This is a genomic window from Actinomadura syzygii, from assembly GCF_008085905.1.
GTDB classification, from domain to species: Bacteria; Actinomycetota; Actinomycetes; order Streptosporangiales; family Streptosporangiaceae; genus Spirillospora; species Spirillospora syzygii.
This window is the reverse complement of the sequence record NZ_VSFF01000001.1, coordinates 261,445-276,807: the sequence shown is the minus strand read 5'-3', so window position 1 is coordinate 276,807 and position 15,363 is coordinate 261,445. Positions and strand designations below refer to the sequence as shown.

General features: G+C 67.4%; 13 protein-coding genes. 11 read left to right on the top strand and 2 right to left on the bottom strand.

All coding sequences use genetic code 11. From position 1 onward, the window contains the following. The first annotated feature begins 48 nt into the window (after window positions 1-48). Window positions 49-1,368, top strand: a complete 1,320-nt coding sequence (locus FXF65_RS01460; RefSeq protein ID WP_187412017.1) for a S8 family serine peptidase — start codon at window positions 49-51, stop codon at window positions 1,366-1,368. 30 nt (window positions 1,369-1,398) lie between these two features. Here the strand turns inward: FXF65_RS01460 and eccCa are convergent, their stop codons facing one another. Beyond that, window positions 1,399-5,388 carry a type VII secretion protein EccCa gene (gene eccCa, locus FXF65_RS01455; RefSeq protein WP_148347690.1) on the bottom strand — a complete coding sequence of 1,330 codons (3,990 nt, stop codon included), beginning with the start codon at window positions 5,386-5,388 and terminating at the stop codon, window positions 1,399-1,401. 276 nt (window positions 5,389-5,664) lie between these two features. On the opposite strand from eccCa, the gene eccD reads away from it, so the two are divergent. From eccD to FXF65_RS01430, 5 genes are all read left to right on the top strand, one after another. After that, window positions 5,665-7,056, top strand: coding sequence for a type VII secretion integral membrane protein EccD (gene eccD, locus FXF65_RS01450; RefSeq protein ID WP_148347689.1), 1,392 nt, complete (start codon window positions 5,665-5,667; stop codon window positions 7,054-7,056). A gap of 1 nt (window position 7,057) precedes the next feature. Continuing rightward, window positions 7,058-8,428 carry a type VII secretion protein EccB gene (gene eccB, locus FXF65_RS01445; protein WP_148347688.1) on the top strand — a complete coding sequence of 457 codons (1,371 nt, stop codon included), beginning with the start codon at window positions 7,058-7,060 and terminating at the stop codon, window positions 8,426-8,428. A 238-nt stretch (window positions 8,429-8,666) separates the two neighbouring features. Continuing rightward, window positions 8,667-8,981, top strand: a complete 315-nt coding sequence (locus FXF65_RS01440; protein WP_148347687.1) for a WXG100 family type VII secretion target — start codon at window positions 8,667-8,669, stop codon at window positions 8,979-8,981. Window positions 8,982-9,017: 36 nt separating this feature from the next. Continuing rightward, window positions 9,018-9,311 (top strand): WXG100 family type VII secretion target, encoded by a 294-nt coding sequence (locus FXF65_RS01435; RefSeq protein ID WP_148347686.1) that lies wholly within the window; start codon window positions 9,018-9,020, stop codon window positions 9,309-9,311. Window positions 9,312-9,397: 86 nt separating this feature from the next. Continuing rightward, complete coding sequence (locus FXF65_RS01430) at window positions 9,398-9,706, top strand: hypothetical protein (RefSeq protein WP_148347685.1); 309 nt, start codon at window positions 9,398-9,400, stop codon at window positions 9,704-9,706. Between the two features lie 251 nt (window positions 9,707-9,957). Here the strand turns inward: FXF65_RS01430 and FXF65_RS01425 are convergent, their stop codons facing one another. Further along, window positions 9,958-10,140: a hypothetical protein gene (locus FXF65_RS01425; RefSeq protein ID WP_148347684.1), complete on the bottom strand. Its 183-nt coding sequence runs from the start codon at window positions 10,138-10,140 to the stop codon at window positions 9,958-9,960. 1,083 nt (window positions 10,141-11,223) lie between these two features. Between FXF65_RS01425 and FXF65_RS01420 the strand changes: the two genes are divergently transcribed. From FXF65_RS01420 to FXF65_RS44330, 5 genes are all read left to right on the top strand, one after another. After that, window positions 11,224-12,345 (top strand): S8 family serine peptidase, encoded by a 1,122-nt coding sequence (locus tag FXF65_RS01420; protein WP_222868309.1) that lies wholly within the window; start codon window positions 11,224-11,226, stop codon window positions 12,343-12,345. 72 nt (window positions 12,346-12,417) lie between these two features. After that, window positions 12,418-13,419 (top strand): YbaB/EbfC family nucleoid-associated protein, encoded by a 1,002-nt coding sequence (locus FXF65_RS01415; protein ID WP_148347682.1) that lies wholly within the window; start codon window positions 12,418-12,420, stop codon window positions 13,417-13,419. Window positions 13,420-13,557: 138 nt separating this feature from the next. Then, window positions 13,558-13,848: a hypothetical protein gene (locus tag FXF65_RS01410; RefSeq protein ID WP_148347681.1), complete on the top strand. Its 291-nt coding sequence runs from the start codon at window positions 13,558-13,560 to the stop codon at window positions 13,846-13,848. Between the two features lie 33 nt (window positions 13,849-13,881). After that, on the top strand, window positions 13,882-14,601 hold the full coding sequence (locus FXF65_RS01405) for a hypothetical protein (RefSeq protein WP_148347680.1): 720 nt from the start codon (window positions 13,882-13,884) through the stop codon (window positions 14,599-14,601). A gap of 244 nt (window positions 14,602-14,845) precedes the next feature. Then, window positions 14,846-15,205 (top strand): hypothetical protein, encoded by a 360-nt coding sequence (locus tag FXF65_RS44330; RefSeq protein ID WP_148347679.1) that lies wholly within the window; start codon window positions 14,846-14,848, stop codon window positions 15,203-15,205. Window positions 15,206-15,363 lie beyond the last annotated feature (158 nt).

Below are 15,363 nucleotides of genomic sequence, written 5' to 3'. Positions count from 1 at the left end.
GCGACGAGATCACTGTTCTGGAATGAGGGCAGGATGCGTGGAGCCGGGATGGGAACGGCGGGCATATGCCTGGTGTTGAGCGCGGTCGTCGGATTCGTGCCGGCCGCCGCGAGTACGCAATTACCCGGCCGGGCCCACCCGGCCATGAGAAAACCGAGCCCGCCGGCCGTGAAGAAGCCGAAAGGGCCGAATGCGCCGGCGTCCTCAGAATGCAATCCGAGCAAGGGCTACCGAGGAACCATCGGTGAGTCGTGGGCGCAGAAACGTCTGGGCCTCGAGCGTGTCTGGCCTTTGACCCGGGGGCAGGGCGTCACGGTCGGGCTGATCGACAGTGGCGTCGAGCCGGACCATCCGATGCTCACCGGTCAGGTGTCGCGGCTGGTCGACCTGTCCGGTGCGAACACGGGCGGACGCGACTGCAACGGGCACGGGACCGGGGTGGCGGCCCTGATCGCCGGCCGTGACATGAGCGACCGGAAGATCCCGTTGAGCGGTGTGGCGCCGCAGTCCAGGCTCTACGTCATCAAGCACCAGAACGGCGACAGCGACCAGGAGGGCGGCGCGCGGCTGCCCAACGCCATCAGGGAAGCGGTGGCCGGCAACGCCAAGGTCATCAACATCTCGATCAGTACCGGTGATTCGCCCGCGCTGGCGGAGGCCGTCACGTTCGCGCAGCGCCGCGACGTGGTGATCGTCGCCGCCGCGGGCAACGTGCGCAAGACGGACGGTGCCGACGGTCCCGCCTTTCCGGCCGGCTACCCGGGCGTGATATCCGTGGCGTCACTCGGGCCCGAAGGCGACCGGGCCGAGACCTCCGGGCCCCGCTCGAAGGTCGATGTCGCCGCCCCCGGCAAGGACGTGGTCACCGCGTGGACCCGTGGCGGCTACAACCTCCAGGCCCAGGGCACCAGCTTCGCGACCGCCTACGTTTCGGGCGTCGCCGCGCTGGTCCGGTCTCGCCGCCCGGACCTCGACCAGCGGCAGGTCGTGCACAGGATCCTCAGCACCGCGGACGGGAACGTCGGTGAGGGAACCGGCCAGGGCATGGTGAACCCGTTACAAGCCGTGACCGCCGTCCTCCCGGGGGAAGGCGCCACCGCCTCGCCCGCACAAGCGGGCCCCGCGCGGTTCGCCGGCAGTCCCGAGACCGACCACCGAACGCGCACCGTCGCCGTCTCCGTCGCCGGAGGGGCGCTCAGCGCGGCGATCCTGGCGGCCCTCGCCGGCGTCGTGGTCCCCTTGGGACGGCGCCGCGCATGGCGGCCGGGCCGCGCGTCCCATCAGATCGGCACGGGCGAGGACGACGCGACCGTGAGCACCAGAAGCGGCCCCATCGGCCTTCGCCCGCACCGCGGCGGCACGGAGTAGCCCAGCCGCGGCGCAGCTCCGGCGAGCAGGTCAGACGGGCCGCTCGCCGGCGTCCCGGTGGACGGTCTGGATCAGGCGGGCGCCGCTGCGCCGCTTCGTGAACGTGCCGCGACCCGGGGGCAGCGGAGCGGGCCGGACCTCCCCGAACAGCTGCCCCTCCTCCCGGCTGCCGGACATGATCAGCGCGGGGGCGGCCATGTCCTTGAGTTGCTGGAGCACCGGCTCGAACAGCGCCCGGCTCACCCCGCCCATCGCGCGCGACAGGATCAGGTGAACTCCGACGTCGCGGGCTTGGGGGAGGAACTCGACCAGCGGCAGCAGGGGATTCGACGCCGTGGCCACGAGGTCGTAGTCGTCCACGAAGAGGAAGACGTCGCTGCCCTTCCACCAGGACCGGTCGCGCAACTGCTGGGCGGTGAGATCGGCGGGCGGCAACCGGTCCTTCAGGGCGTCGACGAGGTCGTCCACCAGTTCGGCCGCCGCGGTGGGCGAGGCGGCGTAGCCCACCCGGTGCTCGGTGTCGGCCGTGTCGAGCAGCGACCGCCGGTAGTCGATGAAGATCATCTTTGCTTCGGCGGGGCTGTGCCGCGCGACGATGCCGTCGGCGATCTGGCGCAGCAGGTTCGACTTCCCGCACTCGGTGTCCCCGACGACGACGAAATGCGGGTCGGTCTGGAAGTCGAGCGAGACCGGCGCGAGGGCGTCCTCGTCGATTCCGATCGGCACCCGCCAGCGCTCCCGCGGCACCTCCGCCAGCGCCGAGGCGGGCAACAGTTCGGGAAGCAGCCGCACCGGCGGGGCCGTGGGGCCCTGCCAGGCCGCTCCGATCGCCTCCACCAGTTCGGCGACGCCGTCGGCCAGGTCGCCGGCGGCGCCGCGTCCGTCGATGCGGGGGAGCGCGGCGAGGAAGTGCAGGCCCTCCCGGGTGAGGCCGCGGCCGGGCCGGCCCTCGGGCACGTTCTCGGCCAGCCGGCGGTCGATCTCCGACTCGTAGCTGTCGCCGAGCCGCAGTTCGAGGCGTGTGCCGAACATGTCGCGGATGCCCATCCGGAACTCGGACCACTTGCCGGTCGTGGCGACGATGTGCACGCCGTATCCCAGCCCGCGGGCCGCGAGGTCGGTGATGGTCTCCTCGAGTTGCTCGTACTCCTGCCGAAGCGTTCCCCAGCCGTCGACCACGAGGAAGACGTCCCCGAACCCGTCGCCGGGGATCGTGCCCGCCGCGCGAAGCCTCCGGTAGGTGGCGATCGAGTCGACGCCGCGTTCGGTGAACTCGCGTTCGCGCTGGTCCAGCAGGGTGTGGATCTCGGCGACCGTGCGACGCGCACGGTTGGCGTCGAGCCGGCTCGCGACCCCGCCGACATGCGGGAGATCGGCGAGCGCCCGCAGCGTTCCGCCACCGAAGTCCAGGCAGTAGAACTGCACCTCCTCCGGCGTGTGCAGCAGCGCCAGCGAGGTGATCATCGAGCGCAGCATGGTCGACTTGCCGGTCTGCGGCGCGCCCGCGATGCCCACATGCCCGGCCGCCGCGGAGAGGTCGACCCAGAACGGGTCGCGGCGCTGGTCGAACGGCCGGTCGATGACCCCGACCACGGCCGCCAGCGTTCCGCGTCCCTCCCATTCGGCGCTGGTCAGCCCGTACTGCTGCGTCACTGACAACGGCGGGACCAACTGGTCGACCGTGGGCGGCTCGTCCAGCGGCGGCAGCCAGATCTGGTGAGCGGGCGGACCGTGCCCGGCGAGCCGGTCGATGACGGTGTCGAACAGGCTCTCCGCGGCCTCCGGCTCAGACCGGGCCTGCGGGGCCGGCTGTTCGACCTCCTGCGGCTGGATGTAGCCGACGCCGTACGGGAGGATCATCCGTCGCGCGCTCGGCCCGTGCTCGACCCGGGCCGCCTGCTCCTCGGCGACCGGTCCCGACACGTAGGCCGCCTTGAACCGCACCATGTCGGTGACGTCGACCTTCAGGTAGCCGTTGCCCGGCGCCGAGGGAAGCTCGTAGGCGTCCGGCACGCCGAGCACCACGCGCGACTCCATCGCCGAGAACGTGCGCAGGCCGATCCGGTAGGAGAGGTGCGTGTCCAGGCCGCGCATCCTGCCCTCTTCGAGACGTTGCGAGGCGAGCAGCAGGTGCACGCCGAGCGAACGGCCCAGCCGTCCGATCATGACGAACAGCTCGGCGAACTCCGGCTTGGCGGCGAGCAGCTCGGAGAACTCGTCCAGCACGACGAAGAGCGTGGGCACCGGCGTCAGGTCGGCGCCCTGCTCGCGCGCCTTCTCGTAGTCGCGGAGCGAGACGTAGTTGCCCGCGGCGCGCAGCAGTTCCTGGCGGCGAATCATCTCTCCGTGCAGCGCGTCGTACATCCGGTCGACGAGCGGGAGCTCGTCCGCCAGGTTGGTGATGACGGCCGAGACGTGCCGCAGCCGTTCCAGCCCTAGGAACGTCGCGCCGCCCTTGAAATCGACCAGGACGAAGTTGAGCGTCTCGGACGAGTGCGTCATCGCCAGACCGAGCACGAGCGTGCGCAGCAGTTCGGACTTGCCGGAACCGGTCGCGCCGATGAGCAGGCCATGGGGGCCCATGCCGCCCTGGGCGGACTCCTTGATGTCCAGCTCGACCGGTCGTCCATCGGTGTCTACTCCGATGGGCACGCGCAACCGGTTGCGCGGTGCGCGCGGTTGCCAGGTTGACCGCAGGTCGATCGCGTCCGGGCCGCTCAGCCCGAACAGCGAGGTCAGCGTGAGGTTGCCGGCGAGCGCGTTCTGCTCGGGCTCCGGTGGCGCGTCCGCGCGCAGCGGCGCCAGCCGCAACGCCAGCCCCTCCGCCTGGGGGTAGGAGAGGGCGTCCGCACGGCCCAGCGGAGTGGTGACGTCCTTGCCGGTGCGATCGCGTTCCAGCATTTCCAGGCCGTCGGACGTCACCCGCAGCCGGAGCATCGTCGCGTCGGAGGTCGGGGCGACCGACTCGCCGAGGTCGATCACGCACACGTTCTTGATGCCGTCCGCCCCGATCTGCGAGTCGGCCGTCACGGCGCCGCCGTCCACGATCACCACGTGGAAGGGAAGGTCCTGGCCGTCGGCGCCGACACCGGCACGGAACCGCGGCCGATCCTTGATCTCGTCGCCGATCAGCTTCTCCAGCGCGGACAGCGAGTGGGCGAACATGCGCACCGGCCCGGCCGCGTCCTGCATGGTCGGGTGCAGGCAGTGCGGCAGCCACTTGGTCCACTGCCACTGGGGCATCCGCTCCGCCGACACGCAGAGCGAGATACGCAGGTCGTCGGGAGTGTGGAAGGACGCCATCTGCGCGACCATCGCGCGCGTCATCGCCCGTGCCGCCGCCGCGTCCCCGTCGACCTTGATCCGGGCGAACGCGGAAAGGGACACCGACACCGGCAGATCCGGGACGGTCGAGTGCGCGCGCAGGAATCTGCGGAGCGCGCCCGCGCACATGGGCTCCAGGTCCTCGATCGGCCTGGTCTCCGGGACGATCAGTTCCAGCGCCAATTGTTGCTTGCCGAGACCGATCCGGACGTTCCCGAAGTCCTCGTCCGCGGGACGCCGTTCCCACAACCGATGACTCAGCACCAGCGACCACAACGTCCGCGGGCTAGGGCCGGTCCACTCGAGAGCCTCGCGTTGCTGCTTCGCGACCTTTCGCACGCGTGACCGGATCTGGTCGAGATATCGGTAGTAATCGCGGCGGGCGGCGTTGAGTTGTTGCTTGCGTTCCCCGGCGCCCTGCCCCATGTGCCCGAAGCCCATGCCGACCATCGACAACATGAACAGGCCGCCGGCCACCCACATGATCGGATTGCCCTTTCCGGCGCCGCCCGAACCGCCCATGAACATCAGCCCCATGGCGGCGCCGCTCGCCGCCATCGGCAGGTACATCAGCGCGTTCGTGAAGCTCTGCCGGACCGCCTCGGGGATCTCGGGCGGCGGCTCCAGCATCAGCTCGCCCTCGGGCAGCCGCGGCGGCGGCCGGCGCTCCGGACGACGTACGAGAACGATGCTCACCGTTCGGACCCTTCCGCGTCACCGGCGCGAACACCCGGACCGGCAATCGATAGGTCAGGCGGGTGACCGCATGTGGCATTCGGTACTTGTACGAGGTCGCACGAATGACCCCGATAGGTGGATCGGGTAGATCGAGGCCATCCGCGCCAGACATCGGCTCTGCGTAACGTACCCCCGTTCATGACCGATGGCGTAAGTTCTGTCGCACTGATAGTCAAAGTGCGGTCCTCGTGAAGAACCCCAGCCGAACCAGGTGGAAAAGACCGGAGGTCCGAGCTGAATCCGACGACTGGTGCCGACCTGTGCCGTATCGCCCTGGTAGCTCCGGGGCGCCGCATCGATCTGTCGCTCCCCGCCGACGTCCCCCTCGCGCACATGCTCCCGACGCTGCTCCAGGCCGCGGGCGGTGACCTGGCCAACGCCGGTCTCGCGCACTCGGGCTGGGTGCTGCAGCGCCTCGACCAGACTCCGTTCGACGAGTCGAAGACGCTCGCCGGCCTCGGCGTGCGCGACGGTGAGGTGCTCTACTTCCGCCCCGAGATGGTGCAGCTCCCCGAGCCGGCCTTCGACGACGTCGCCGACGTCGTCGCCACCGGGATCAATGAGCACTCCGACCGCTGGAAAGCTCGCGACACCCGCCGCTTCGGCCTGCTGGCGAGCGCCGCGCTGCTCGTCGCGGGCGCCGTGGGACTGCTGCTGTCCGGTCCCGCCTGGGGCATCATCGCGATCGCCGCCGCGGTCATGGCCGTGGTGCTGCTGCTCGCCGGATTCGTCCTCTCCCGGGCCCTCGGCGACTCCGGCGGCGGGGTGGTCATGGGCTTCGGCGCGCTGCCCTACGCCTTCCTGAGCGGGCTGGTGGCTCCCGCCCGTCCGGTCGGGCTTCTGGATCTGGGCGCGCCCCACGTCCTGGCCGCCACCGCGGCGACGGCCCTGGCCGCCGTGGTCGCGGCCTTCGCCGTCGTCGACGGCGTCCCGACCTTCCTCGGCATCGCCTTCGCCGCCCTCTTCGGAACCCTGGGAGCCGGGCTCGTCCAAGCCTTCGATCTGAAGCCGAGCGGGACGGCGGCCGTAGCCGCCGCGCTCTGCCTCGTCCTGACGGCCCTCATCCCGTCCCTGGCCTTCCGGCTCGCCCGGCTCCCGCTGCCGCCCGTTCCCGAGAACGCGGAGGAACTCCGCAGCGCGCAGATCTTCGACGGGCCCTCCCTGCTCCGTCGCACCCGGGAGGCGGACCGCTACAGCACGGGCCTCGTCGCCGGCGTGGCCGTCGTCTGCCTGGGCGCACAGCTCATCCTGGTGACGGCCCAGGGGTGGAAAGGCACGACGATGAGCGTGTGCGTTTCCCTTGTTCTCCTCTTACGCGCCCGCGTCTTCCACAGCCGTGTCCAGCGCCTGTGGCTTCTCGGCAGCGGCCTGGCAGGGGCGGCGCTCCTCGGCTGGTCCTGGGGTACGACGTCCTCACCCGCCACGTTCGTCGCCGCGGTCGTCCTGCCGATGGTCCTGGCCGTGACGGTGATGCTCGTCATGGCGATGCGCCTGCCGGACCACAAACCCTCGCCGTTCTGGGGCCGAGCCGGTGACATCCTCGACCTGATACTGATCGTCAGCCTGTTCCCGCTCGCGATGGCCCTGCTCGATCTCTATTCCTGGCTACGCGGCTTGGCCGGCTGAGATGCAGACACGTAAGGACCTCTACCAGGCGCACAAGCTGATGACCCAGCGCGTCGCGCTCGCCCTTCTGCAAGGCAAGCCCGGTGCCGCCGAGTCACCGCTCCGCCGCACCGGGGTGGGCGCGCTGTCCGGCCTCATGGTCGTCGTTCTGATGGCCGCGGGCTTCGGCGTCACCGGCATGCTCTTCCCGGGTGGTACCCGCAATCTGGAACAACCTGGTCTCGTCCTCATCGAGAAGGAGACCGGCGCCGCGTACTCCTACAGTGCCCAAGAGCGCCGCCTCATCCCGTTCCTCAACTACGCCTCCGCCCGCCTGGCGATGACCAACAACGACGTCCAGCGCAAGCTCGTTTCCAGTCGCTCTCTGGCCAAGTACCCTCGCGGTCCCATGACCGGAATCCCGGGTGCCCCCGAGTCCCTTCCCGATCCTGGCAAACTCGTCCGCGCCCCCTGGTCGCTCTGCGTGCGGAACACGGCCGCGTCCGCCCAACTCCCCGAGTCCCTGGTCTCCCTGGTCGGCGGCCGGGACGTGGGCGGCCACGTCCTCACGGATCGGGAGGCCGTCCTTGTCCGCGGCGGCGATCAGACCTGGCTGGTCTGGCGCAACTCCCGGCTGCGCATCTCGCCCGACGCCGCCCGCACGCTCACCCAGGCCCCCGTATCCGCGATCGACGAACGCTGGCTGAACGGCCTCCAGCAGGGCCCCGACTACGCCGCCCCGGACGTCCCCGGCAAGGGCGAGAAACGCGCCGGCCCCGATGGCCAGCCCTCAGCCGCAGGTCAGGTCTACAAGGTGCGGGCGATCGCGGGCTCCGCGGAACGCTGGTACGTCCAACTTCCCGACGGCCTTTCCGGCATCTCGGAAACCCAGGCGGGTCTGCTCATCTCCGCCGGCTCCTCCGGCCCGGAACGGCTCATTCCGCCGACCACGGCCAATGCGAACATCGCCCCGACGAGCCTGTTCAGCCGGGACCTTCCGGAGCATCCGCCCGCCCTCGCCGCTCATGACCCGTCAGCTCCGCTCTGCGTCGTCTATCGGGACACCGAGAAACTTTCCACCAATGCGCGCTTCACCGTCGGAGGCATTCTCCCGTCAGGTCACACGGCCAATCCTTCTGGCCCAGATCAGATAATCCTCCCTGGTGGAGGTGCGTTCGCCGGGACGCTCACCGGCCCCGGCCAGGGACCCCAATCTTTCTCGCTCATTACCGAGCAGGGCGTACGCCATCCGATCCCCACATCTGACGACGCCGCCAAGCTGGGTTACTCCACCGGCTCCGCCGCTCCCGTCCCGGCCAACCTGCTCCAGCTCTTCCATCTGGGCCCCGCGCTCACGTCAAGTGCCGCGCGACGGTCGGTTCCGGCCGGCTAGCTTTGAGTTTCGGGAACTTGATCACGTAAATACAGATAGCGCCACGACAATCCGGACAGACCTCAACCCTCCTTTCATAACAAATCCCTTGACTTCTGGACAGTCGATCTGTGACGTTTGTATCGTCGTGTTTGATTGGGTCACGGGGTGACGTCGCGTAACCAACGGGGCAGTGATGGCGATTGGTTCGCGCCGGGCGTTGTGATCAACCCGCCTACCAACGTGCAGGAGCGCGCAGATGACTGACCGGTCGACACATAGCCGGGATGGAATGCGTCGTGGTGCCGACGCCATCGAAGAAGCCGAGAACAAGCTGCGGAAGACGCGGTCCCGCCTCGCCTCTGAGCAACAGGCACTGGCCGCCACCTGGAAGGGCGACGGCGCGACGGCGTTCGTCAACGTCTTCCAGCGTTTCGACCAGCAGTTCGTCAAGGTCCTGACCGACCTGAACACGATCCAGCAGAAGTTGGGCGACGCCCGCGTGACCTATGCGGCCAACGAGGCCGAGACGGTCGCCCGGGTGAACGCACTCAAGGGCCTCATCAACGACTGAGCCGACTCAACGCACCGACACCGGAGGAACGAGATCATGACCGATCTGACGCGAGTGCATTTCGGCTCCATGAAGCAGGCCCAGGCCAGTTTCCAGAACGCCCTGAACGAGTACAAGGCCGCCCTCGACGAGCTGGAGGGCAAGATCAAGTCCACCCTCGCGGAGTGGGAGGGCGACGCTCAGCTGGCCTACCGCAGGGCACAGACGCAGTGGAACCAGGCCGGCGTCGAGCTCGGCAACGTCGTGCACCGCATGGGATCCGCCATCGGCGAATCCCACGACGGCTACCGGACCACCGAGAACCGCAACGCCGCCAGCTTCGGCGGCTGACCAGGGGCGTTGTCGATCCCATGCCATCAAAGCCAGGTGCGACCCCGTCCGGACCTCGTCCGGACAGCGAGCACAGCCCGGAGAAGATGCGCCAGGTCGCCCGGGCGATGCGCGCGGAGTTGGCGAAACTTCAGGCCGGCACCAGCGGCCCGCCGACCTCGGTCGGCGCCATCGGCGACTGGGACGTGCCCGAGGACCTCGCCAAGAACGTAGGGACCGCCCACGAGTCGATGCTGGGGTATGTGGCTCAGTTCGCGGCGGTGTACGAGGGCCTGATCGCACGTATCGAGTCTTCCGCGAAGAACTTCGACCTGAGTGAACTGGCCTCGCAGAACTCCAGTAAGAAGGCGGGCCAGGGGTTGGAGCCACAGCCGAAGCACGAGAGCCAGAACTAGCACACCGAGGTCCGGGGGAGGCCAAAGGCATGGGCGAGTCCTATCCGATCAGGCATGGGGCGATCGGTAAGGGAAGTCCCGAGCAGTTCGACTACCACCAGATCTACCAGAAGATCCGGGCCGCCGACTCCGCCGGGCTGCACAATCTCTCGCGCACCTACGAGGCGTTGAGGAAACTGCTAGACCAGGCTGAGTCGGACCTCGCCTTCCACCATGGCCGGTTGAAGGCCGCGTGGCCGGAGGGGCCATCGTCAGAAGCGGCGCTGGGACAGATCAAACGGCTGGAAAACGCCGCGGGCGAGCTTGCCAACGCCAGCAATGCGTTCGGGTTCGCCCTTCAGCAGGCAGGCAGTCAGGTCGATACGTATAAGCAGAACGCCCCGGCTGAGCCCAAGGGCCCCTTCGGGGTCGGCCCTCTCCCGGACCCCAAGCATGAGTTGATGATGGAGAAGTACGGGAAGGATCGCGAAGCTCGGCAGTACATGGCCAGGATGAACCAGAGCCTCGCCGACGCCTACTCGATCGTCCCAACCTCGATCAACATGGACCTCCCCGGCAAGGACCGTGAGCGGGGCTACGGGGCGCCGGGAGCCGGCGGGGGAAGTTCATCAAGTGTGGGAAGTCCCGGTGGTGCCCCTGGAAGTACCGGGGGCGGCAACGGCGGTGCCTCCGGCGGAGGGGCGGCGCCGACCCCCGGCCGACTTCCGGACGTTTCCTCGCCGCCAAGCCATCCTGACCCGGGACATCTGCCGCCGGGAGGTGGCGGTGGCTCGGACCTTGAAGGAGTCGCGCCGGGGACTCTCCCTCCAGCGCAGGGTGGACCTGGACTCAGTACCCCACCGCCTGGACCCTTGGCGCCCGGTCCTGGGGGTGGTCAAATCGGGCCCGGCATGCCTCCGGGCATGGGGCTTGGCCCAACGCCTCTCAGCCCCGGACTCTCCGGGCCGGCGAGGCTGGAGCCCGTCGTACCGGCCGGCACCGGAGGGAACCTACGCCCGTTCCTTCCAACATCAGGCGCTCCAGGTGTTCCTGGCCCTGGTCCGATCGGTCAAGGCCCCAGGGGCTCTGGGCCTGTGTCTGGCGGATCGCCGCCGCGAGGTCTGCGGCCGGGGCCGCTCGGCTCCGCCCCGATCGGGGGCGGCTCGTCCACGACTCCTGGCACTCAGCGTCCGGGGAGCACGCCGGGGCTACGCGCGCGGACTCCCGGGGCCTCGGGATCTGGTGCTGGTGGAGTGATCGGCCGAGAGCCAGGGACCGGTGCGGGACGAACCGGCACAGGCTCCCGGTCTGCATCCCGCAGCACCGCTCCTGGAGGAACCTCGGCGTCCTCTGGAGGGAGCGCCCGCAGACGCAATCGATCGGATGAACGGGAGACGTGGCTTTCTGAGGACGAAGATGTCTGGAGTGACGATGAGGGTACGGCACCTCCCGTGATTCAGTAGCTGAGCGACATGCTCAGTCGACCCGTTGCCGACCGAGGAAGGAGCCCTGTGCGGGCGAGAGCGCGGTGGTTAGGAGTGCTCGGCGCGGTTGTGGCGCTGCTCCTCCTCTCGCCGACGCCTGCGTTGGCCGTCCCTGAGCCGCGCAAGGAGCTCTACTGGTTCGATTGGTGGGAGCTGCAAAAGAAGGTCTGGCCGATCACCACGGGTAAGGGAATCACTGTCGCTGTCGTCGACAGAGAGGTCGATATTGACCTGCCGGATCTTAAAGGCGCCGTCCTGCCGAACGTGAACATGAACGATGTCCGCATGAAGCCGGACCCTGAGAATGGCGGGCATGGGGCCGCGATGAGTGCACTCATCGTAGGCCAGGGACGCGGAACCGGAATGGTCGGTGTAGCGCCGGATGCCAAGGTCCTTCCGCTGTCAGCCCAGAGCGCGGGTGCGTGGGCGAAGGCACTGCGTTACGCCACCGACCACGGAGCGAAGGTCGTCAACATCTCCCAGGGCGACGTGACCTTTCAACCGTGTGACCCCCTTCTGCAGGCCGCCGTCTCGTACGCAGTTCAACGAGACGTCGTCGTAGTGGTTTCCGCCGGCAACGAGGGACGCCACGGTGACTGGAGAAGTTCGCCGGCCAACTGCGCCGGCGTCTTAGCCGTCGGCGGCCTTGACGGGCAGGTCGAGCCGTGGTCCGGGTCGACCCCCGGTGAGTACGTTATGGGGGCGGCCCCCGCGGTGGAGGTGGGCAGCATTGATGGCTTCGGCCATTTCGTTGGGCGAGGGCACGCGGGAACTAGTCCAGCCGCGGCCCTAACCTCCGGTGTGGTTGCGTTGGTCCGGGCCAGGTTCCCGAACATGCCCGCTCGCGAGGTGGTTCGCCGAATTCTGGCAACGGCCAAGGACGTGGGCAAACCCGGCTGGGACGACGTAACGGGCTACGGCTTGGTCCGTCCGTACCGAGCGCTGGTCGACAACGTTCCCGCCACCGCGCCGAATCCGGTGTACGACCGCTGGCAGGCGACACAGGCAGGTTCTCGGCCCTCCGTCCGGCCATCGACGGCCTCTCCGGCTGCGAAGTCGGCGAAGAAAACATCGGGAAATACTTGGTGGGTATGGCCTTCTCTGTTCGGCGCGGTGGTCGCGATCGTTGCGGGATCCCTCTTCATATACCGCAAGCGGTTACGACTATCTCGTTGACATGAGGGTGGTGACGGACGTGCCGCATTCGGTACCCTACGCCGATATCTCTGCCGGGGAGCGCATCGGGCAATGACGACCAGAAGGAACAGCCTCAAAAAGCAGCTCAATGAAGAGGCTCCATTAGCCCCCAAGGACCAGTACGAGGCGAGGGAAAGACTGCGCGCCGGAACGATCCGGGCTGAGCCGGAAGAGCAGGATGCCGCATCGCAGGATGCACCGACATCCCAAGACCTTGACACATCCGGCTTGGCGCTTCCAGGTATTTCGCCGATCCCGATCCCGATCCCGGCGTCGCCGAGCCCTTCGGTCGACAAACCAGTGGATGCGGAATGGCTCGATATGGGCATGGGGTCGAATCCACCTGCCCCGATGCCGCAGCCGGACGACTCTGCGGAGACCGGTGACGATGCGGCGAACGCAGCGGACGTCGAGGAATTCGAGACCCATATGGAAGATCTGCGGTCTAGGGCTGATTCCATGTACGGTGAACTTGTGGAGAAGCGGATCAGCTACACGGATCCGACGGACACGATCACGGTCACCGCGGATGGTTTCGGGGAGATCATTGACATCCAGTTCGCTGTCGATCGAGCACTCGACGCCAGGCAGATCAATCTGGCCCTGACCCGTTCACTCTCCGAAATGAAGGCCCTCGCCGAGGCGGCCCTTCCAGATATGGCGGGCGCCTTCAACCTTCCGACCGAGGCGAGTGTTCTCCAGCGGCTCGACGATATCTCGGTGGACGCCTACGTCGATCTGGATGACGCGAGGTCACAGTTGATCGAGCAGCATGCCATGGAAACCCTGGTGAAGATACGGGATCTGAAGCCTGCCCAGGAGAACCGGACCATCGAGGAGCGAATCGGCCGCGGCCTGGGCAATCTCAAGATGACCGTTGCGGGTGATCCCGTGCAAGTGGAAATCAAAAAGGAAGCCATCCGTGACGTCACCCTTGAGCGCCTCGCCGAGGCGATCCTCGCTGCTCTTGGATCGGCCGGCGAGCGAACCGCTGAAATCCGGGAGGCCGAAGTGCGCGAGATCCAGCGTCGTTATGGCAGGCTGATGTATTGAATGGGCCCCACCGTTGATTGGACTTTGGTAGCGCCGAGGATGCTCGACTAATAGTGGGAGGGAAACTTGACCGGGTTTCAGGTCTACCGTAGGACGCTTTACCGGCACGCCAAGGACTTGGACGCTCATCGGAAATCAATGGCCACGGAACTCAAGCGCGCCACCGCCAACCCTGATCTCAATCTTACCGGTGATGACGTGGGCTGGTTCGCCAAAGACGTACTGGGCGCGTACCAACTTGAGAAGCAGTACTTCCTGTGGTCCTTGCAGCAGAACATCAATGCGGTTCACGATGTTCGCATCGGCGTGCTGACCGCGGCGCGGCTGTATGGTCAGAAGGAGAGCGAGGTGGCCGCCTCGCTCAGGGCCTTGCGGAAGTCAATGAAAATCTATGGTCCCGGCAAAACTCCCGATGACATGCACTTCTGATGCAGAAATCATTGCTGCCGCGGAGGAAGAGACATGACTGAGATCAACCTTGAGCCGGGCTTCTATCAAGGTAATGCCTATCCTGAATCCGTCAAGTTCGCGATCGATTTCACTGGCCAGCTCGGGATCAAGCAGGTCGGCGACCTCGTCCACAAGATGTGGGGGAACCCCGCCAAGCTCGACCATGCGGCGGAGAGCTGGAGCTATCTCGCGCAACACGTCCTCGCCAGCACGCAGGGCGAGTTGGAGAAGAAGGCGGCGATCTTCGACGGCGGCGGCTGGGAAGGTCCCGCGAGGTCCTCCTACGACAAGTGGATCAACAGATTCGGCTTGCGGGTCGGCGTGCCGATGTCCGGCAGAGCCAGCGAAATGAGCGGCGTGATGTCCGACCTCGCGAAGCATCTTCGTTCGGTCCGAAGCCAGATCATCTGGCTCTGTGGCGAGTTCGTAGCCGCCGTGGGCGGCGGCGCGTATCTCAACAAGAAGGGCGGCGGTCTGCACGCGAAGTCGCCTAGTGCGCCTTATGAGGGCAAGCATGCCGGGGGCAAGGCCGGTAAGGGAGGGGCCCTCATTTTGCTGGCCATACTCTACATAGTCTGGGACTTCGTGAAGAAGCTCCAGTCCCTGTTCGACAAGCTCACCGGCGACATGGCCGCCTTCAAAGCTCGGATATACAAGGCGAGAGAGAAGGTGCTCGTTTATCCCGCATCGCCGGTGACCTTGATGGCGAACCCGAACAGGTGGTCTAAGTAGCTTGCTTCGACGCGCGTTCCTTTTTCTGGTTGTAGCGCTGGTCGTGGTGGGCGTGGTCTGGGGCAGTGCGCCGTGGCGCAAGCCTTGGTGGCCGGGCCGAGACGAAGCGTCAACAGCGCCTGCGCCGTGTACGGTCGTCGACCTGCCTTCCGTCCGCGCGGCCGTGGGTCTCCAACCGAAGCCGGGCCAGGACAGTGAGAAGAAGTTCGAGTTTCACACTGTCGTGTCTTGTTCCTGGTCCTTCGTGGACGACAAGCAGGACCCAATGGATCCGGCCGAAGCGGGACTGCGGCTCGAATACGACGTTTATCACGGCGACGGCGGACGCGGCGGCGGCATTGAAGGCGCTCAGCGGCGGTTTGCCTCTGCCAAGCGGGTCGCTTCTCACCTGCCGGATTCGGGTTCCGATCAGGTAAGCGATGCGGAGTTGGGGGACGAGGCGTTCGCCAGGTCCGTTTACAGGCGGGCCGAGGTCGTTGTCCGTCGCTCCAACGCCGTCATCACGGTGACCTTGACGACACCGAAATCCACGCAGGCTGATTCATTGGCTGCCGCACAACGAATCGCGCAAACGGCAGTCGCAGAGCTGTCCCTCGACGCATGACGCCGCACACCGCGCGGCCGGTCGGCCTGGTTCATCCAGTTTGGCAGGTGGGAATCGACTGATTCCTGGGTCCTTCGCGAGCTGGACGCTTGACTTGTCGTCCTGATGCGCCAGCTCGACGGCGCGACAGCGGAACTCGGGCGGCGTGGTGAGGGCAT

Coding starts and splice junctions, on each gene's coding strand:
- FXF65_RS01425 (WP_148347684.1), bottom strand. CDS start 10,140: ATGCTTGGGGTCCGGGAGAGGGCCGACCCCGAAGGGGCCCTTGGGCTC.
- FXF65_RS01440 (WP_148347687.1), top strand. CDS start 8,667: ATGACTGACCGGTCGACACATAGCCGGGATGGAATGCGTCGTGGTGCC.
- eccB (WP_148347688.1), top strand. CDS start 7,058: ATGCAGACACGTAAGGACCTCTACCAGGCGCACAAGCTGATGACCCAG.
- FXF65_RS01435 (WP_148347686.1), top strand. CDS start 9,018: ATGACCGATCTGACGCGAGTGCATTTCGGCTCCATGAAGCAGGCCCAG.
- FXF65_RS01410 (WP_148347681.1), top strand. CDS start 13,558: ATGGCCACGGAACTCAAGCGCGCCACCGCCAACCCTGATCTCAATCTT.
- FXF65_RS01430 (WP_148347685.1), top strand. CDS start 9,398: ATGCGCCAGGTCGCCCGGGCGATGCGCGCGGAGTTGGCGAAACTTCAG.
- FXF65_RS01460 (WP_187412017.1), top strand. CDS start 49: ATGGGAACGGCGGGCATATGCCTGGTGTTGAGCGCGGTCGTCGGATTC.
- FXF65_RS01415 (WP_148347682.1), top strand. CDS start 12,418: ATGACGACCAGAAGGAACAGCCTCAAAAAGCAGCTCAATGAAGAGGCT.
- FXF65_RS01405 (WP_148347680.1), top strand. CDS start 13,882: ATGACTGAGATCAACCTTGAGCCGGGCTTCTATCAAGGTAATGCCTAT.